Genomic DNA, 16,311 nt, shown 5'->3' on the forward strand with positions numbered 1-16,311 from the left:
GGCTAAGCAGGGCGCCGAACCGGGCCAGCTCCAGCTCGGGGCGCGACCGTCACGACGCGAACTCGTGGCTGAGCAGGGCGTACAGATCGGAGTCGCGCCAGCCGTCGCGGATCAGGATGGTCTCCCGCATCCGGCCCTCGAACCGCATGCCGAGCCGGGAAAGGACCCGAGCCGACGCCTCGTTGCGCGGATCGCAGGTGGCGAAGACCCGGTGCCGCCGATGCTCACCGAACGCCATGGCCAGCATGCCCCGCCCCGCCGCGGTCGCCAGGCCCCGCCCCCAGAACCGCGGATGCAGCAAATAACCGATCTCGGCCTGGTGCGGTCCGCGCAGCTTCAGCTCGGCGGTCCCGGCCAGCTCGCCGCCGGCCACGACGGCGAAGACGAACCGGCTCTGCGGCGACCGCCCCCAGGTGCCGGCCGCCTCCCGGACGAACACCTCGGTCTGCGCCGCGGTGTTCGGACCCCACGCCTGATAGCGGCACACCTCGGGCAGCCGGGCGAACTCGTGCACGGCGGGCCAGTCCGCGACGGTGATCGGGCGCAGCTCGACGGCGGTCATCGCTCCGGCCGCCCGGGCTGCCGGGTGAGCGGGGCGCGACGGCGGCGGACCATCAGCGGCACGCCGATCAGGCCGACCACCACCGCCAGCACCGCGGCGCCCCACCAGGGCAGCACCGGAATCAGCAGCAGGGCGACGAAGACCGCCGGCACGATGACCGCCGAGTCCAGCACCGGATGCCGGACCGACCAGCGACGCACGCTGTCCGGACGCAACACGCCGATCGCGAAGACCGTCCCGAAGAACACGAAGGCGAACAGACCCAGCGCCAGGCCACGCCGGTCGGCCATCGTCCGGGCCATCATCGCGGCCAGCAGCACCATCCCACCGGCGGCGAGGAACCTGACGGGACGTCCGCTCAGCATCGGCATGGCAACGATCATCGCTGATGCCGGCAACCGCCGCGGCCGGTGGCGCGTCCCATCCGGGTGACGACGATGTGGAGCAGCCGGGAGCGGCTGCTGTTCCTGCTGGCGGCGCTGGCCGCGACGGCTCCCGCGTGGCCCGGCCTGCAGCCGCGCAGCCCGATCCGGGACGAGATGCTGGCGCCCGGCGAGGTGGCCGTCCTGGTGCCGGTCGTGCTGCTCTTCCCGATCAGCTGGGCGCTGCTGGCCCGGGAGAAGAGGATCGGGCGGGGCGTCGGGTCGCTGCTGGTCTGTCTGGTGGCGGGTTGGTCGCTGGGGACGGTCCACTTGGCGACGTACGAGACTCCGCCCACCGTCGACGATCACCTCCACGGATACCTGATCGTGGCGGGACTCGCCGTGCTGATCGCGGCGGTGGTGACGCGCTCCGTCGTACCCAAAGCGGGTCTCGGGGTGTGGCTCCTGGGCTGCGCCGCAGCCGTCGCGGTGCCGGTCGTGAGCGGCCCGCCCACCTCGCCCGAAGCGGACCTGCCGCCCGGGATCACCGCGGCCGAGAGCCGCCTCGACTGCCATCGATCGTGCACCCGGGTGCAGACCGTGCCGGCCGCCGGCACCGCCCGGGCCCGCGCCCTGACCCGGCAGATCGGCGAGCACCTGGAGCGGGACGGCTGGCGGATGCGCTGGTACGACTTCACCGCCGAGCCGGATGTCGAGTGCCGCCGCCCGCACCGGCTGACCGATCCCTACTATCTGTGCCTGCAGTTGCGGGCGATCGGCGATCCGGACGCGAAGGTCGAGGTCCGGCTGTATTACGGCAACCGCCACGACCCGGTCTACAAGGCTTCATAGGAATCGCACATTTCTTGAGGCAGTGGCACCGCTGCGCCAGAATTCCAGCCGTGACCGCCCGCATCCTCGTTGCCGACGACGACCCCAAGCACGCTCAGCTGATCCGGCTCTACCTGGAGCGGGAGGGCCACCAGGTGCTCACCGTCAGTGATGGCCGGGCGGCCCTGGAGCAGACCCGGGCGAGGCGCCCCGACCTGCTCGTGCTGGACGTGATGATGCCGCTGGTCGACGGCCTGGACGTGTGCCGGATCCTGCGGGCCGAGGCCGACCCGGCCCTGTCCGGGGTGGCGATCCTGCTGGTCACCGCCCGGTCCGCGGAGAGTGACATGCTGCTCGGGCTGGACATCGGCGCCGACGACTACCTGAGCAAACCGGTCAGCCCGCGGGAGCTGACCGCCCGGATCCGGGCGTTGCTGCGCCGGGTTCGCGGCGGGGAGAGCCGCGAGGTGCTGCGGGTCGGTGAGCTGGAGGTGGACGCGCCCCGGTTCGAGGTGCGGGTGGACGGCAGCCCGGTGCGGCTGACCGCGAAGGAGTTCGCCATCCTGGAGCTGCTCGCCCGGGAGCCGGGCCGGGTGTTCACCCGCGGTCAGATCATCGACAAGACTTTCGGCTTCGAGAACGACGTCTCCGAGCGCACCGTCGACGCGCACGTGGTCAACCTGCGCCGCAAGATCGAGGCGGACCCGGCCGACCCGCGGTACGTGCAGACCGTCTACGGCCGCGGTTACCGGATGGGCGAGCGGTGAGCTTCCGGCTGCGGATCTTCCTGCTGGTGCTGATCGTGGCGGGCACCGCGATCGGCGCCACCGCCTGGCTCACCCTCAGCCTCACCTCGCGCGAGGTGACCCGGCTCAGCGCCGCCCGGGACCGGCACCAGGCGGAGATCGCCGGCGCGGTCCGCCGGTTCGGGCTCACCACCGGGCAGTGGACCGGCATCGACCGGGTGGTGGCCGAGCTGTCCGAGCGCACCGGACTGCACATCCGGGTGGAGACCGAGAGCGCCACGCTGACCGATTCCGACGTGCTGCGCGACCAGGTGGTCGGGCCGGTGCAGCGGCTGTCCACGCCGGTCGACCCGTACCCGGCGCTGGACCCGGATGTGCTGCTGGAGGCGGGCACGATCGCGGCGAGCGCGCACCTCGGCGACCGGGTGCCGACGGCCCGGCTGGTCCCGGCGCGGCCGGAGCTGCCGGCCGACCTGTTCGCCACCACGCCGGGCCGCAGCGGGCTGCGCACCCCGGAGGAGAAGGCATACCTGCAGCTGGTGCAGTACCGCGCCGCGCTCGCGGCGGCGCGCTGCGTGGCGGGCAACCCCACGCTCGGCTCCGACACCGCGCCCTATCTGACGCTGGAGCAACGGGCCGCCTCGCCGGAGTGCGTGCGAGCCACCCGGCAGAAGGTGCTGCGCGAGACCGGGTGGCTCGACGAGTGGTGGCAGCAGTTCACCCAGTGCCGCTACGACCCGCTCAGCTCCTTCGCCCGCTGCCTGGAGCCGACCTTCGCCGAGGCGGTGTCGTCGGTCGGGCCGGTGCCGGTGCGGATCTACTTCGGCGCCGGCCGCGACCAGGACCTGGCCGGGCTGGGCCGGCCGGCGCTGTTCGGCGCGGCCGGGCTGCTGGTCGTCGCGGCGCTCGGCACCGCCTGGATCGCCCGCCGGGTCAGCCGGCCGGTGCGCGCCATCACCGGGGCGTCCCTGCAGCTCGCCGCCGGGCGGCTGGACGTGCGGGTGCCGGCCGGCGGCAAGGACGAGCTGGCCTTCCTGTCCGCGTCGTTCAACGCGATGGCGGAGGCGGTGCAGCGCAGCGAGGAACGGCAGCGGCGGCTGGTCGCCGACGTCGCCCACGAGCTGCGCACCCCGCTGTCCAACCTGCGCGGCTACCTGGAGGGGCTGGCCGACGGGGTGATCGAGCCGACTCCGGAGCTGTTCGCGTCGCTGCACGAGGAGACCCTGCTGCAGCGGCGGATCCTCGACGACCTGCAGGTGCTGGCGCTGGCCGAGAACGGGGACCTGGCGTACAACCGGCAGCCGCTCGACCTGACCGAGCTGGCCGAGTCGGCGGTCACCGCGCACCGGGCGGTGGCCGGCAACGCCGGACTGCGGCTGCTGATCGACGCGCCCGCCCCGGTCGAGGTGATCGGCGACCCGGACCGGCTGCGCCAGGTGCTGAGCAACCTGCTGAGCAACGCGATCCGCTACACCGACGCCGGCGGGCAGATCGAGGTCCGGGTCACCCGGGACGAGCTGACCGCGATCGTGAGCGTGCGCGACACCGGGGTCGGGATGACCCCGGAAGAGGTGTCCCGGGTCTTCGACCGGTTCTGGCGGGCCGACCCGGCCCGGCACCGGGCGACCGGCGGCTCCGGGCTGGGGCTGACCATCTCGCGGCGGATCGCCGAGGACCACGGCGGGACGATCACGGCGAGCAGCGAGCCGGGGCTGGGGACGACCTTCACCGTCCGGTTGCCGGCCGAGATGCGCTAGCCGCCGCCGCGGCCAGCTCGTCGGCCATCATCACCCGCACCGCGGTCGGCGCGGACGCCCCGAAGGCGTCGAAGCGCGGCGGGTCACCCCGCCTGCCGCCGGCCTGCCAGTCGAGCCACGCCCGCTCCAGCTCGCGGTCCGCGGCGCTCGGCGGGGTCCACGCCGCGGCCACGAACCCGAACGCGGCCCGCAGCGACGCGACCGCCTCCGGGCCGACATGATCGGCACCGCGCACCAGGTGGTAGTCGTGGGCGATGCCGAGCTCCCACAGCGCGCGGTGCAGCTGCTCGGTCCCGTCGTGCAGGTGGAACACGTCCCGGTCGCCGCACCGCAGCATGATCGCCAGGTCGCTGGCCCGGACCGCGTCGGCGTTGGCCCGCAGCCGCTGCGGGACGCTCTCGTCGGTCTCCGCGGCGAGCTGGGCCAGCACGCTGAGGGTGTGCTGCGGCCCGCGCGCGTCGCCCTCCGGGAGCAGCGCCGGGGAGATCGCCGCGACCGCGCTGAACCGCTCCGGGTCGGCGAAGGCGATCCGGAGCGCCCCGAACCCGCCCATCGAGCTGCCGACCAGCGCGATCCGGGTGACGTTGAACTCAGCCGGGAACTCCTCGGCGACCAGCCGCTCCCAGCGGCCCAGGTAGAAGCCGCCGACGGTCGGCGTGGAGACACAGGCGATCAGGGCCCGCGGCAGCGGCACACTCTCGATGATCGGCTGCATCATGGCCAGCACCTCGGCCGACGAATTCGCCCCGTGCAGCACCAGGACCAGCGGCAACGCCTCGTCCGGCGACCAGTCCTCCGGGCTGAGCACGGTGTAGGGCACCTCGGCCCCGATGATCTCGCTGGTCAGGGCGGCACGGGTCAGGAGCATGCGCGGAGCCTGCCAGCCGCGCCGTGACGGTCGCCACCGCTTTACGCAACAGCACAGAAAACGTCTCTAGACTCGCGCGAATGTGGCTGAACCGGTTGTGGCGCAAACATCATGAGGCGGCGAAGTTCCTGATCGTCGGCGGCATCTGTTTCGTCGCCACCACCGCGCTGAACTACCTGCTCAAGCTCACCGTGCTGCACGAGAAACCGGTCACCGCGCTGGCCTTCGCCACCGTGGTCGCCACGATCCTGTCCTACGTGCTGAACCGGGAGTGGTCGTTCCGCACCCGCGGCGGCCGTGAGCAGCATCACGAGGCCGCCCTGTTCTTCGCGGTCAGCGCGATCGGAATCGGTCTCAACGTCCTGCCGCTCGCCGTCTCCCGCTACGTCCTCGACCTGCGCGTGCCGGACGTCAGCCGCCCGGTGCAGGAGATCGCCGACTTCGCCAGCGGCATCATCCTGGGCACGCTGATCGCCATGGTGTTCCGCCTGTGGGCGTTCAAACGCTTCGTCTTCCCGCACGCCGAGGCCCGCGCCCACCGGTCCGCCCCGGGCCCGCGCAGCAAACTCCTGCGCCACGAGCCCCGCCCGGCGTCCCCGTCCGCCTCCACCCCGTCGTCCCCAGCGCCGTCGTCAACCGCCGCGCCGTCGTCAACCTCGGCCTCGCCTTCCGCCCCGGCCGCGCCGTCCGCTTCTGCTTCCGCCGACGAGCCCCAGCCCCGCCGCTAGGCGCAAGGTCCGCGTCACTTCCGGTCAGATCCGCTTCCGGTACGCCCTCCGCACCGCCCCGCGCCCGCCCCCGCGAGGCCGTCCCCGCTCCCGGTCCAGCCGCGCCACCGGACCCGGCTGGGTGTCACGGGTGCCTCCGGGACCTTGAGACACCCATGAGGACCAGCCCGAGCCTGACGGCACGGCCGGGCCGCGACCGGGCCCGGCTGGGTGTCACGGGTGCCTCCGGGACGTTGAGACACCCATGAGGACCAGCCCGAGCCTGACGACGCCGCCGGACCAGGACCGGGCCCGGCTGGGTGTCACGGGTGCCTCCGGGACCTTGAGACACCCATGAGAACCAGCCCGAGCCTGACGACGCCGCCGGACCAGGACCGGGCCCGGCTGGGTGTCACGGGTGCCTCCGGGACCTTGAGACACCCATGAGAACCAGCCCGAGCCTGACGACGCCGCCGGACCGCGACCGGGCCCGGCTGGGTGTCACGGGTGCCTCCGGGACCTTGAGACACCCATGAGGACCAGCCCGGGCCTGACGGTGCGGCCGGACCGGGACCGGCTGGGTGTCACGGGTGCCTCCGGGACCTTGAGACACCCGTGAGGACCAGCCGGGGGCTGGCGGCGCGGCCGGGCCGGGATTGGGCCGGAGTGTCGCGGGAGGGGTGCGGGCGGGAGGCTCTGGGCGTACCGGGAACGGGGTGACAAACGGGCGGGACTGCCTCGGGTGAGCCAATGATCTTGAGCCGGACCGTCCGATAGGTGGGTATGGGTGGGCGGCCGGGCATGGAAAAGTGGCCGGGTGCAGATCGATCTGGGTGATGCCGGCTCAGCCGTTGGGACAGCGCGGACCAGCGCCGACGGTGGCCGGGTGGTGAGCGTCGAGGTCGCCGGGCGGCGCGCGGCCGGCTGTCTGATCGCCGGGCGGCTGGTGCTCACCTCGGCCGGAGCGACGCCGGAGGCCGGCTCGGAGGTGATCGTCTGCCTGGCCGCCTCCGGGCGGATCTTCACCGGGGTGGTGGCCTGGCGCGGTACGCCGGGCGGACCGGACGACGCGGCGCTGGTCCGGATCGGCGATCCGGCCTGGGCCGACCTGCCCGGGCCCGACCCGGTCCTCGGGCGGCTGGTGACGAACCGGCCGGAGCTGCCCGCCCTGGCCTTCGGGATCCAGAAGTCGGAGTGGGCCGTCCGGGTGACGCCGTGGCCGGTGGCCGGCTTGGTCCGCGAGGACCGGTTCATCGCGGCCGAGCCGATGGCTGGGGCGCGCGCGGACCGGCTGGTGACCGGCGACGCCGAGCCGGCGCGCGCGGAACGGCTCGTGACCGGCGACGCCGAGCCGGCGCGCGCGGAACGGCTCGTGACCGGCGACGCCGAGCCGGCGCGCGCGGAACGGCTCGTGACCAGCGACGCGGAGTCGGTGCGCGCGGAACGGCTGGTGACCGGCGACGAGGAGTCGGTGCGCGGGGAACGGCTGGTGGGCGGTGCGGCTGGGGACGTGGCGGAGCTGGCCGGCGCGCCGGTGTTCTGCGGTGGGCTGCTGGTCGGGGTGACCGGCGACGGGCTGGCGGTGACCTCGGTCAGCGCCCTGTGCCGGGACCGAGGTTTTCAGGAGGCCGCCGGGCCCGCGGTGCCCCGGCTGTCGCCGGTCGAGCTGGCCGCGGCGCAGCTGACCGAGCCGGACGATCCGCGGTCGCCGGCGTCGCTGCTGCGGGCCGGGGCCCGGGTGGTCGGCTTCCGCGGCCGGCACCGGCTGATGGACGAGCTGGGCGCCTGGTGTTCCGGGGCCGGGTTCGCGGCGCTGCTGCTGCACGGGCCGGTCGGGCAGGGCAAGTCCCGGGTCGCCCACGAGCTGGCCGGGCGGCTGACCGCGGGCGGCTGGGCGACGCTGTGGCTGGACGAGGCGGCCCCGGACGAGGCGGTCGCCGCGGTCGCCGACGTGGTGGTGCCGCTGCTGATCGTGGTGGACGGCGCGGAGAGCCGTCCCGAGCAGCTGCGGGCGCTGCTGGCGGCCTGCGCCCGGCACGACGGGGCGCGGCCGCTGCGGGTGCTGCTGCTGGCCCGGACGGCCGGGGACTGGTGGCAGCTGGCGCGTTCCGACCGGCTGCTCGAGGGCACGGCGGTGGTGGCGTTGCCGGTGCTGCACGACGAGCCGGACGGGCGGGCCGAGGCGTACCGGCAGGCGGTCCACGACCTGGCCGCGGTGCTGCCGCGGGTGCCCGGGCACGCCGCGCACCACTGGCCGGCGCTGGCCGAGAAGCTGTCCGCGGCGCCGTACGACGCCGGCGGGCGGGCGCTGACCGTGCAGATGCGGGCGCTCGCCGACCTGCTCGACGCGGCCGGGTTCGGCGCCGCGCTGACCCGGCACAAACCGGTCGAGGACCGGCTGCTCACCCACGAGCAGCGCTACTGGTCGTTCACCGCCGCCTGGCACGGGCTGGACCTGCCGGAGCCGGTGGCGCAGGACGTGCTGGCCGTCGCGGCGCTGGTCCGGCCGGACAGCGTGGAGCAGGCCGACCGCCTGCTGGCCGGCGTCGCCGGGCTGCCCGCGGACCGGCGGGCCCCGGTCCGGGCCTGGCTGGCCGACCTCTTCCCGGCCGGCGCCGGGCGGCCGTGGGGCGGGCTGCGGCCGGACCGGCTCGCCGAGCGGTTCGCCGGGCAGCGCCTGGCCGCCTCCCCCGGCCTGGTCACCCCGCTGCTGCCGGTGCTCACCGACAGCCAGCGGCGGCGGGTGCTGACCGGGTGGGCGCGGGCGGCCCGGCACACCGACCTGACCGACCGGCTCACCGTGCCGCTGACCAGCCTCTGCCTGCGGCACGCCGACCTGCTCGCGGCGGCCACCGCCGAGGCGGCGACCAGCGTCGCGGCGCCCGGGCCGCTGGTCACCGCGCTGCGCCGGATCGCCGCCGATCCGGCCTCCGACGTGGACCGGCTGGTGGCGATCGCGGACCGGCTGCCCCGGCTCGGCGACCTCGCCCCGCTGGCCGTCGAGATCACCCAGCGGCTCACCGACCTGCACCGGCGGGCCGGGCGGACCGCGGAGCTGGCCGCCGCGCTGCACAACCTGTCGGTCCGGCTCGGTGACCTGGACCGGCACCCGGCGGCGCTGGCCGCGATCGAGGAGGCGGTGGTGCTGCACCGGCGGCTCGCCGCGGAGCAGCCGGAGACCTACGAGGCGGCGCTGGCCCGGTCGCTGAGCAGCCTGGCGGTCCGGCTCGGCGTGCTGGAGCAGCCGGAGCCGGCGCTGGTCGCGGTGGCCGAGGCGACCGAGCTCTACGGGCGGCTCACCGAGCGGGACGCCGGGGCGTACCGGGCGGATCTGGCCGGGGCGTTGCTGAACCTGTCGCTCGCGTTCGGGGCGGTCGAGCAGTATCCGCAGGCCCTGGCGGCGGCGGAGCAGGCGGTGGCGCTGCACCGGCAGCTCGTCGAGGAGCGGCCGGAGGCCTATCTGGCGGATCTGGCGGCGGCGTTGAGCGTGCTCGGGATCAGTTTGGGGATCCTGGACCGCAACGAGCCGAGCCGGGCGGTGGCCGAGGAGGCGGTGGCCCTCCGGCGGCGGCTGGCCGAGCAGCGGCCGGAGGCGTTCCTGCCGGGTCTGGCGTCGGCGCTGACCGATCTGGCGGTGCGGCGCATCGTGCTCGGCGAGAAGGACGACGCGCTGGAGGCGGTGGAGGAGGCGCTCACGATCCGCTACCAGCTCGCCGAGGAACGGCCGGAGAGCGTCGACGCCGAGGGGCTGGAGTGGTCGTTGCACGTGCACCGGGTGATCTCCGGCCAGGAGGGCGAGTAGGCACAGCGCCTGGGCGTACCGAAGGTGAATTGTGGGTTTGTTGTGAAGAACTCCCACGGGATCCGGTGAGCGAAGGGAAGCCCGCAGGAACCGCACAGGATTTTCACAAGTCGGCCCTACGGTCGCCTCCTCACGAACGACGAGGGGGAGGCCGAGATGTGCGGTCTGAGCGCATACTTCAGCAGCCGGTCCGATGCCGGGCCGCTGGATGAGGCGGGCGCGGCTGCCTTCGCCGCCGCACTGGAGACGATGCGGCACCGGGGGCCGGACGACACCCGGGTCGTGCACGGCAACGGTTACGCGCTCGGGTTCAACCGGCTGGCGATCATCGACCGGGAGCAGTCGGTGCAGCCGCTGCACTACGCGGACCGGTGGTCGGTGGTCTTCAACGGGGAGATCTACAACTACCAGGAGCTGCGGGCCGAGCTGATCCGGGAGCACGGCGCCACCTTCGCCACGCAGGGCGACAGCGAGGTGCTCGCGGCCGCCTTCCACTACTGGGGTGAGGCGGCGCTGCCCCGGCTGCGCGGCATGTTCGCCTTCGTGGCCTACGACCACCGGACCGGGACGGTGCACGCGGCCCGGGACGCGTTCGGGATCAAGCCGCTCTACCTGCTGGAGACCGCCGACGGCCTGTGGCTGGCCAGCGAGCGCAAGGCCCTCGACCCGTTCGCGGCGCCGGCCGGCGCGGCCCTGCACACCGACGCGATCGGGCACTACCTGACCTTCCAGTACGTGCCGGACCCGATCACCCTGCACCGGCACATCCGGCGGCTGCCGCCCGGGCACCGGCTGGTCTGGACGCCCGGCGGCGGGGTCCGCGAGCACCGCTGGTTCCGGCCGTCGCTGCGGCCGTTGCGCCTGCAGCCCGAGGTCGCCCACCAGGCGATCCAGGACGCGCTGCGGGCCAGCGTCCGCAAGCACCTGCGGGCCGACGTGCCGGTCGGCACGTTCCTGTCCTCCGGCGTCGACTCGTCCGCGGTGGCCGCGCTGGCCGCCGAGGCGCAGCCGGGCATCCACGCCTTCACCGCCGGGTTCGCCGCCGACGGCTACTCGGAGATCGACGTCGCCCAGGACACCGCCCGCCAGTTGGGCATCCCGCTGACCCCGACGGTGGTCACCGACGAGCAGGTCCTCGCCGAGCTGCCGCGGATCGTGCAGCTGCTCGACGACCCGGTGGCCGACCCGTCGCTGATCCCGCTCTACTTCCTGGCCCGCACCGCCTCGCGGTACGTCACCGTGGTGCTCTCCGGCGAGGGCGCCGACGAGCTGTTCGGCGGCTACACGATCTACCGCGAGCCGCTTTCCCTGTCCACCGTCGACAAGCTGCCGCCGAGCGTCAAACGCGGCCTCCACCACCTGGCCCACGTCCTGCCCGAGGGGGTGCGCGGCCGGTCCTTCCTGGAGCGCGGCACCACCCCGATCGAGCAGCGTTACTACGGCAACGCCCGGATCTTCGACCCGGACGAGAAGGCCCGGCTCATGCGCTTCACCGCCGAGCCGCACACGGCGATCACCGCGCAGCTGTACGCCGAGACCGCCGACGTCGACGAGGTGGCCTCCATGCAGTACGTGGACCTGCACACCTGGCTGCCCGGCGACATCCTGGTCAAGGCCGACCGGATGAGCATGGCGCACAGCCTGGAGCTGCGCGTCCCGTTCCTGGACCAGCAGGTCTACGCGGCCGCCGCCGGCCTGGCCACCGAGCTCAAGCTGCCGCACGGCTCGCGCAGCACCAAGGCGGCCCTGCGCGAGGCGATGCGCGGCATCGTCCCGGAGTCCGTGCGGGACCGCACCAAGCTGGGCTTCCCCACCCCCACCCGGCTGTGGCTGCGCGGCCAGATCGGCGACTGGGTGGACCACCTGCTGGCCACCTCGCAGACCGGTCACCTGCTCGACCTGGACTATGCCCGGGGCCTGCTGGCCGAGCACCGGGCCGGGACCGCCGACCGCTCCCGCAAGGTCTGGACGGTGGCGATGTTCTGCCTGTGGCACGCGATCAATGTGGAGCGCACCATCACGGTCGCGCAGCCGGCCCAGGTCCCCGTCGCCTTCTGAGGCCCACCGTCACCTGGCGCCGTCCACCAACTCCCCCGGGCGGCGCCAGGGCCCAGCCCGCAGCGCCCATTGGTTGAGAAGAAGTCTTTGCATAGGTATCTTCTCAACTATGACGGACGAGAGAGAACCCCGGGTCCTCGACGTGGACGCGCTCAAGGCGCTCGCGCATACCCTGCGCCAGCAGATGCTGACCCGGCTGCAGCAGCGCGGACCGGCCACCTCCGCCGAGCTGGCCGCCGAGTTCGGGGCGGACCGCGGCGCGACCAGCTACCACCTGCGGCAGCTGGCCCGGTTCGGGTTCATCGAGGAGGACACCGAGCGGTCCGCGGGGCGCCGCCGCTACTGGCGCTCGGTGCCGGCCGACCTGCGGCTGCCCCAGCAGTCCGACGACCCGGAGACCGCGGCCGCCGCCGCCGAGGTGGGCCGGCAGTGGTTCGAGCGGGGCATCCGGGAGCAGCGCGACTTCCTCGACAACCGGGACCGGCTCGGCGAGTTCGGCGCCGCCGCGCTGCACTCGTACGGCGGGTTGCGGCTCACCGCCGACGAGCTGCTCCAGTTCGGCGAGGCGTATGTCGCGTTCCTGAAGAGCTGGCAGCGCCCGCCCGGCCAGGAGAGCCCGGGCAGCCGGCACGTCACCGTGCTCTTCCACGCCTTCCCGGGGGCGGCGTCATGAGCGGGCTGTGGCGCAACCGGGACTTCACCGCGCTGTGGACCGGCCAGGTGGTGGCCACCCTCGGCGCCACGATCACCGCCACCGCCATGCCGCTGCTGGTGCTGGCCACCACCGGCTCGGCCCGGGACGCGGGCCTGGTCGGCGCCGCCGGCACGCTGCCTTACCTGCTGGTCAACCTGCCGGCCGGGGCGCTGGTGGACCGGCTGCGGCGGCACCGGATCCTGCTGATCGGCCAGCTGGTCGCCGCCCTGACCATGGTCACGGTGCCGGTCGCGATCCGGTTCGGGTGGCTGAGCGTGGCCCAGTTGTGCGCGGTCATGTTCGTCCAGGGCGTCTGTTTCGTCTTCGTCAGCCTGGCCGAGCGTGCCGCGCTGCCCCGGGTGGTGCCGCCCGGGCAGCTGGCCACCGCGATCGCCCACAACGAGGCCCGGCAGCGCGGCGCGGGCCTGGCCGGGCGGCCGCTGGGCGGGGTGCTGTTCGCCGCCGGGCACGCCCTGCCGTTCCTGCTCGACGCGGTGTCCTACCTGGTCGCCGCGGTCGCGCTGCTGTTCGTGCGCCGCGACCTGGACAGCGGGACTCCGCCCGCCGAGCGGTCGCTGTGGCGCTCGGCCGCCGAGGGGCTGCGCTGGGTGTGGCGCCATCCGCTGGTCCGCGCCGCGATCCTGCTGGTCGCCGCGAGCAACCTGGTCTTCCAGGCGCTCGTCCTGGTGCTCGTGGTGCTCGCCCAGCGGCACGGCGCGAGCGCCTCCGAGATCGGCGTGATGCTCGGTGTCTACAGCGGTGGCGGGCTGCTCGGCGCGGTCGCCGCGGGCCGGCTGCACCGGCACTTCTCGCCCCGGATGGTGATCGTCGGGGTGAACTGGGTGTGGGTGGCGCTGCTGCCGCTCTTCCTGGTCGCCGGGCAGCCGTGGCTGCTGGGCCTGATCGGGGCGGCCACCTCGTTCGTCGGTCCGCTGTGGAACGTGGTGCTCGGCACCTACATGACCACGCTCGTGCCGAACGAGCTGCTCGGCCGGGTCGGCAGCGCCGGCATGACCCTGTCCTGGGGCGTGCTGCCGCTCGGGTCGCTGCTGGCCGGGTTCCTGCTCGACGGGATCGGGCCGGCCGGGGTGGTCGGGGTGCTGGCCGGCATCATGCTGGTCACCGCGGTCGCGGCGACGGTCAGCCCGGCGGTGCGGGCGGCGCCGCCGCTGGCCGGCTCCCCGGCGCCGGACCGCGTCCGGGGATGAGCGGCGGGCTCAGCCGGCCCGCCGACGAGCCCGGCGGGCCGCCAGCTCGTCCCCGGCGGCCGGCTCCGCCGGCGCCTCGTCGACCGGCTGCGGCGCGGCCGGCTCGGCCGGCAGGTGCGACAGCGAGCCCTGGATCTCCTTGAAGGCGCCGCCGATCGCGATGCCGAACACGCCCTGGCCGCCCTGCAGCAGGTCGACGACCTCCTCCGGGGACCGGCACTCGTAGACCGTGGTGCCGTCCGAGATCAGCGTGATCCCGGCCAGGTCCTCGACGCCGTGCGAGCGCAGCGTGTCGATCGCGCGGCGGATGTTCTGCAGCGACACCCCGGCGTCCAGCAGGCGCTTGACCACCTTGAGGACCACCAGGTCCCGGAACGAGTAGAGGCGGGAGGTGCCGGAGCCGGAGGCATCCCGCACGCTCGGCACGACCAGCGTGGTCCGTGCCCAGTAGTCGAGCTGGCGGTAGCTGATGCCGACCGCCTGACAAGCCGTCACTCCGCGATAGCCGACCGAGCCGTCCTCGCCGACGAGTGGGCCCTCCAGAGGCTGCTCGTGCACGCGACTACCTCCCCGCTGCCCATGATCGATAGATCTGGGCGGTGCCGGTTCACCTGGACTTCACGAGCGTATATCTCAGTCACGGGCGAAACATGGAGGTAACCGCACGACACGCCGCGTTCGGACGAGCGACACGCCGACCCGCCGTTACTCTCCGGCGCGTCTCGCGTTTTCCGCCCACGCCGCGCCGGCAGACCCGCGCGTCGCTGGCTAACCCTGCGCGTCGCTGGCTAACCCGCGAAGTCCTCCGGACGCACCTGGTCGAGGAACTCGCGGAATTTCTCCACCTCGTCCTCCTGCTCGTCCGGGATCACGATGCCGGCCTCGGTCAGCACCTGATCGGCGCACCGGATCGGCGCACCCACCCGCAGCGCCAGCGCGATCGAGTCGCTCGGCCGGGCGGACACCCGCAGATTCTCCCCGATCAGCAGATCGGCGTAGAACACGTTGTCCTTCAGCTCGGTGATCTCCACGGCCTTCAACGGCTGCTGCAACGCCGCCAGGATGTCGCGCAGCAGGTCGTGGGTGAGCGGCCGGGCCGGTTTCACACCCTGCTGCTCGTAGGCGATCGCGGTCGCCTCCACCGCACCGATCCAGATCGGCAGGTACCGGTCACCGTCGACTTCCCGCAGCAACACGATCGGCTGGTTGCTGGGCAGCTCCACCCGGACCCCGACCACGCTCAGCTCGCGCACCGCCCGCCTCCGTGTTCGTTGTTGTCGCCGCCCCCAGACGGCCGCCCCTTACCCTGCACGGTACACGCACGCCGAGCCGATCCGCCCCGCGCGGGACACCCCGCACAGGGTAGGCCCCACGCGGCTCAACGACCCAGTTCGCCGCGCAGCCCGGTGCGCACCAGCGCCGCGTGCAGGCGCTGCGACAGTGCCTGCAGCTCACGGGCGGTGTCCGCGGCCCGGGCCCGGGCCGCCGGGTCCTGCTGGCGCACCAGCGGCGCCAGCAACTGCGCGAACAGGCCCACCTCGCGGTCGGCCGAATTCTTGAACGCCCGCAGGTGACGCACCTCCAGGCCGAACCTGGTGAGGCCGACCACGGCCTCCACGATGATCACCGCGTCGGCGTCGTACCAGCCCGGCGGGCGGGCCACGACCAGGCCGATCTTCTCCAGCTCGGCGAGCAGCTCGGCGTCCACCCCGGTCCGCTCGACCAGGTCGTCGGTCGGGATCCGGGCGTCGGCCGGGTCGGCGGCCCGCTGCGAGCCGACCGCCACCAGCGTCGGCCGCTGCGGGACCACCGGCTCCTGCTCCATCCGGTCCAGCTGCTCGCGGATCACCCGCAAGGGGAGGTACTGATCCCGCTGGGCGGTCAGCACGAAACGCAGCCGGGCCACGTCGTTCCACGAGTACTTGCGGTACCCGGAGGCGGTGCGTTGCGGGTCGACCAGACCCTCCGCCTCCAGGAACCGCAACTTCGAGATCGTGGTGTCGGGGAACTCGGTGCGCAGGTGGGCCAGCACCTCCCCGATGCTCATCAGCGCACCCTCACGCCCGGCCTGGGGGCCGGAAGCCCCCGGGTCGCGTGCGGCAGCCCCCGACGGGTTCACGCCCGGCCGCCCTCGCCCTCCGGCCGCGGGCCGGCGATGAACACCAGACGGAACTTGCCGATCTGGACCTCGTCGCCGTTGCTCAGCGTCGCCGCCTCGACCCGCTCACGGTTGACATAGGTCCCGTTCAGCGAGCCGACGTCGCGGACGGTGAAGACGCCCCCGTCGCGGTGGAACTCGGCGTGGCGACGGGAAACCGTCACGTCGTCGAGGAAGATGTCACTGTCCGGGTGCCGCCCGCTGGTCGTCACGTCGTGATCGAGCAGGAACCGGGCGCCCGCGTTCGGGCCGCGGCGGACCACGAGCAGGGCCATGCCGGGAGGCAGGGAGCCGGACATGCGGCTGGGCACCACGTCGGTCTCGGGACCCTCGAGCACCTCGTCAAGGGCGCCAAGGTTCAGCGTGGACGTGACGTCGAGCGGGGGGAACTCGTCGTCTGGGCGCGTCATCGGACCACCTCACGGATCAGTTGGTCGTCGCCTCGACCGGCAAGGTCATGATGTTGCGACCTCGCCGAGGCCAAAAGGCCCGACGCACGACTATGTTGGTTTGGGTAGGACGGTTTCAAAGGAATAACAGTTCTACAGGTGCCCCGCG

15 protein-coding genes are annotated in these 16,311 nt (G+C 73.7%); 8 read left to right on the top strand and 7 right to left on the bottom strand.

Annotated features, from left to right (window positions below; translation table 11 throughout):
- Positions 1–49 precede the first annotated feature (49 nt).
- Entirely contained in the window at positions 50–562 is a 513-nt protein-coding gene (locus BJY16_RS38405; RefSeq protein WP_185044440.1) for a GNAT family N-acetyltransferase, read from the bottom strand.
- The gene (locus BJY16_RS38410; RefSeq protein ID WP_185044441.1) at positions 559–933 is read right to left on the bottom strand and encodes a hypothetical protein; all 375 of its coding nucleotides are present in this window, start codon (positions 931–933) and stop codon (positions 559–561) included. The genes BJY16_RS38405 and BJY16_RS38410 overlap by 4 nt, the downstream gene beginning before the upstream one ends.
- Positions 934–999: 66 nt before the next feature.
- On the opposite strand from BJY16_RS38410, the gene BJY16_RS38415 reads away from it, so the two are divergent.
- From BJY16_RS38415 to BJY16_RS38425, 3 genes are read left to right on the top strand one after another with little or no spacing between them, the layout of a single operon-like run.
- Entirely contained in the window at positions 1,000–1,776 is a 777-nt protein-coding gene (locus BJY16_RS38415) for a hypothetical protein (protein WP_185044442.1), read from the top strand.
- Positions 1,777–1,817: 41 nt separating this feature from the next.
- The gene (locus tag BJY16_RS38420; protein WP_203758889.1) at positions 1,818–2,522 is read left to right on the top strand and encodes a response regulator transcription factor; all 705 of its coding nucleotides are present in this window, start codon (positions 1,818–1,820) and stop codon (positions 2,520–2,522) included.
- Positions 2,519–4,258 (top strand): sensor histidine kinase, encoded by a 1,740-nt coding sequence (locus BJY16_RS38425; RefSeq protein ID WP_185044444.1) that lies wholly within the window; start codon positions 2,519–2,521, stop codon positions 4,256–4,258. The genes BJY16_RS38420 and BJY16_RS38425 overlap by 4 nt, the downstream gene beginning before the upstream one ends.
- Here the strand turns inward: BJY16_RS38425 and BJY16_RS38430 are convergent.
- Positions 4,227–5,126 carry an alpha/beta hydrolase gene (locus BJY16_RS38430; RefSeq protein WP_185044445.1) on the bottom strand — a complete coding sequence of 300 codons (900 nt, stop codon included), beginning with the start codon at positions 5,124–5,126 and terminating at the stop codon, positions 4,227–4,229. The two genes, BJY16_RS38425 and BJY16_RS38430, sit on opposite strands and share 32 nt — an antisense overlap.
- Positions 5,127–5,206: 80 nt before the next feature.
- Here BJY16_RS38430 and BJY16_RS38435 point away from each other — a divergent pair, with 80 nt between their 5' ends.
- The 5 genes from BJY16_RS38435 to BJY16_RS38455 all read left to right on the top strand — a co-directional run bounded on the left by BJY16_RS38435 (position 5,207) and on the right by BJY16_RS38455 (position 13,595).
- On the top strand, positions 5,207–5,854 hold the full coding sequence (locus BJY16_RS38435; RefSeq protein ID WP_185044446.1) for a GtrA family protein: 648 nt from the start codon (positions 5,207–5,209) through the stop codon (positions 5,852–5,854).
- A 796-nt stretch (positions 5,855–6,650) separates the two neighbouring features.
- Complete coding sequence (locus BJY16_RS48785; protein WP_185044447.1) at positions 6,651–9,635, top strand: tetratricopeptide repeat protein; 2,985 nt, start codon at positions 6,651–6,653, stop codon at positions 9,633–9,635.
- Between the two features lie 156 nt (positions 9,636–9,791).
- Complete coding sequence (gene asnB / locus BJY16_RS38445) at positions 9,792–11,693, top strand: asparagine synthase (glutamine-hydrolyzing) (RefSeq protein ID WP_185044448.1); 1,902 nt, start codon at positions 9,792–9,794, stop codon at positions 11,691–11,693.
- A gap of 109 nt (positions 11,694–11,802) precedes the next feature.
- Positions 11,803–12,366 (top strand): ArsR/SmtB family transcription factor, encoded by a 564-nt coding sequence (locus BJY16_RS38450; protein WP_185044449.1) that lies wholly within the window; start codon positions 11,803–11,805, stop codon positions 12,364–12,366.
- On the top strand, positions 12,363–13,595 hold the full coding sequence (locus BJY16_RS38455; protein WP_185044450.1) for an MFS transporter: 1,233 nt from the start codon (positions 12,363–12,365) through the stop codon (positions 13,593–13,595). Before BJY16_RS38450 ends, BJY16_RS38455 begins: the two co-directional genes overlap by 4 nt.
- Before the next feature lie 9 nt (positions 13,596–13,604).
- On the opposite strand, the gene BJY16_RS38460 is transcribed toward BJY16_RS38455, so the two are convergent.
- The 4 genes from BJY16_RS38460 to odhI all read right to left on the bottom strand — a co-directional run bounded on the left by BJY16_RS38460 (position 13,605) and on the right by odhI (position 16,163).
- Positions 13,605–14,153 (bottom strand): MerR family transcriptional regulator, encoded by a 549-nt coding sequence (locus BJY16_RS38460; protein ID WP_185044451.1) that lies wholly within the window; start codon positions 14,151–14,153, stop codon positions 13,605–13,607.
- Positions 14,154–14,383: 230 nt separating this feature from the next.
- Positions 14,384–14,848 (bottom strand): bifunctional nuclease family protein, encoded by a 465-nt coding sequence (locus BJY16_RS38465; protein WP_014692029.1) that lies wholly within the window; start codon positions 14,846–14,848, stop codon positions 14,384–14,386.
- A 125-nt stretch (positions 14,849–14,973) separates the two neighbouring features.
- Complete coding sequence (gene ftsR, locus BJY16_RS38470; RefSeq protein ID WP_185044452.1) at positions 14,974–15,642, bottom strand: transcriptional regulator FtsR; 669 nt, start codon at positions 15,640–15,642, stop codon at positions 14,974–14,976.
- Positions 15,643–15,710: 68 nt separating this feature from the next.
- On the bottom strand, positions 15,711–16,163 hold the full coding sequence (odhI, locus tag BJY16_RS38475) for an oxoglutarate dehydrogenase inhibitor Odhl (RefSeq protein WP_014692031.1): 453 nt from the start codon (positions 16,161–16,163) through the stop codon (positions 15,711–15,713).
- Between the last annotated feature and the right edge of the window lie 148 nt (positions 16,164–16,311).

This window comes from Actinoplanes octamycinicus, from assembly GCF_014205225.1.
GTDB classification, from domain to species: Bacteria; Actinomycetota; Actinomycetes; order Mycobacteriales; family Micromonosporaceae; genus Actinoplanes; species Actinoplanes octamycinicus.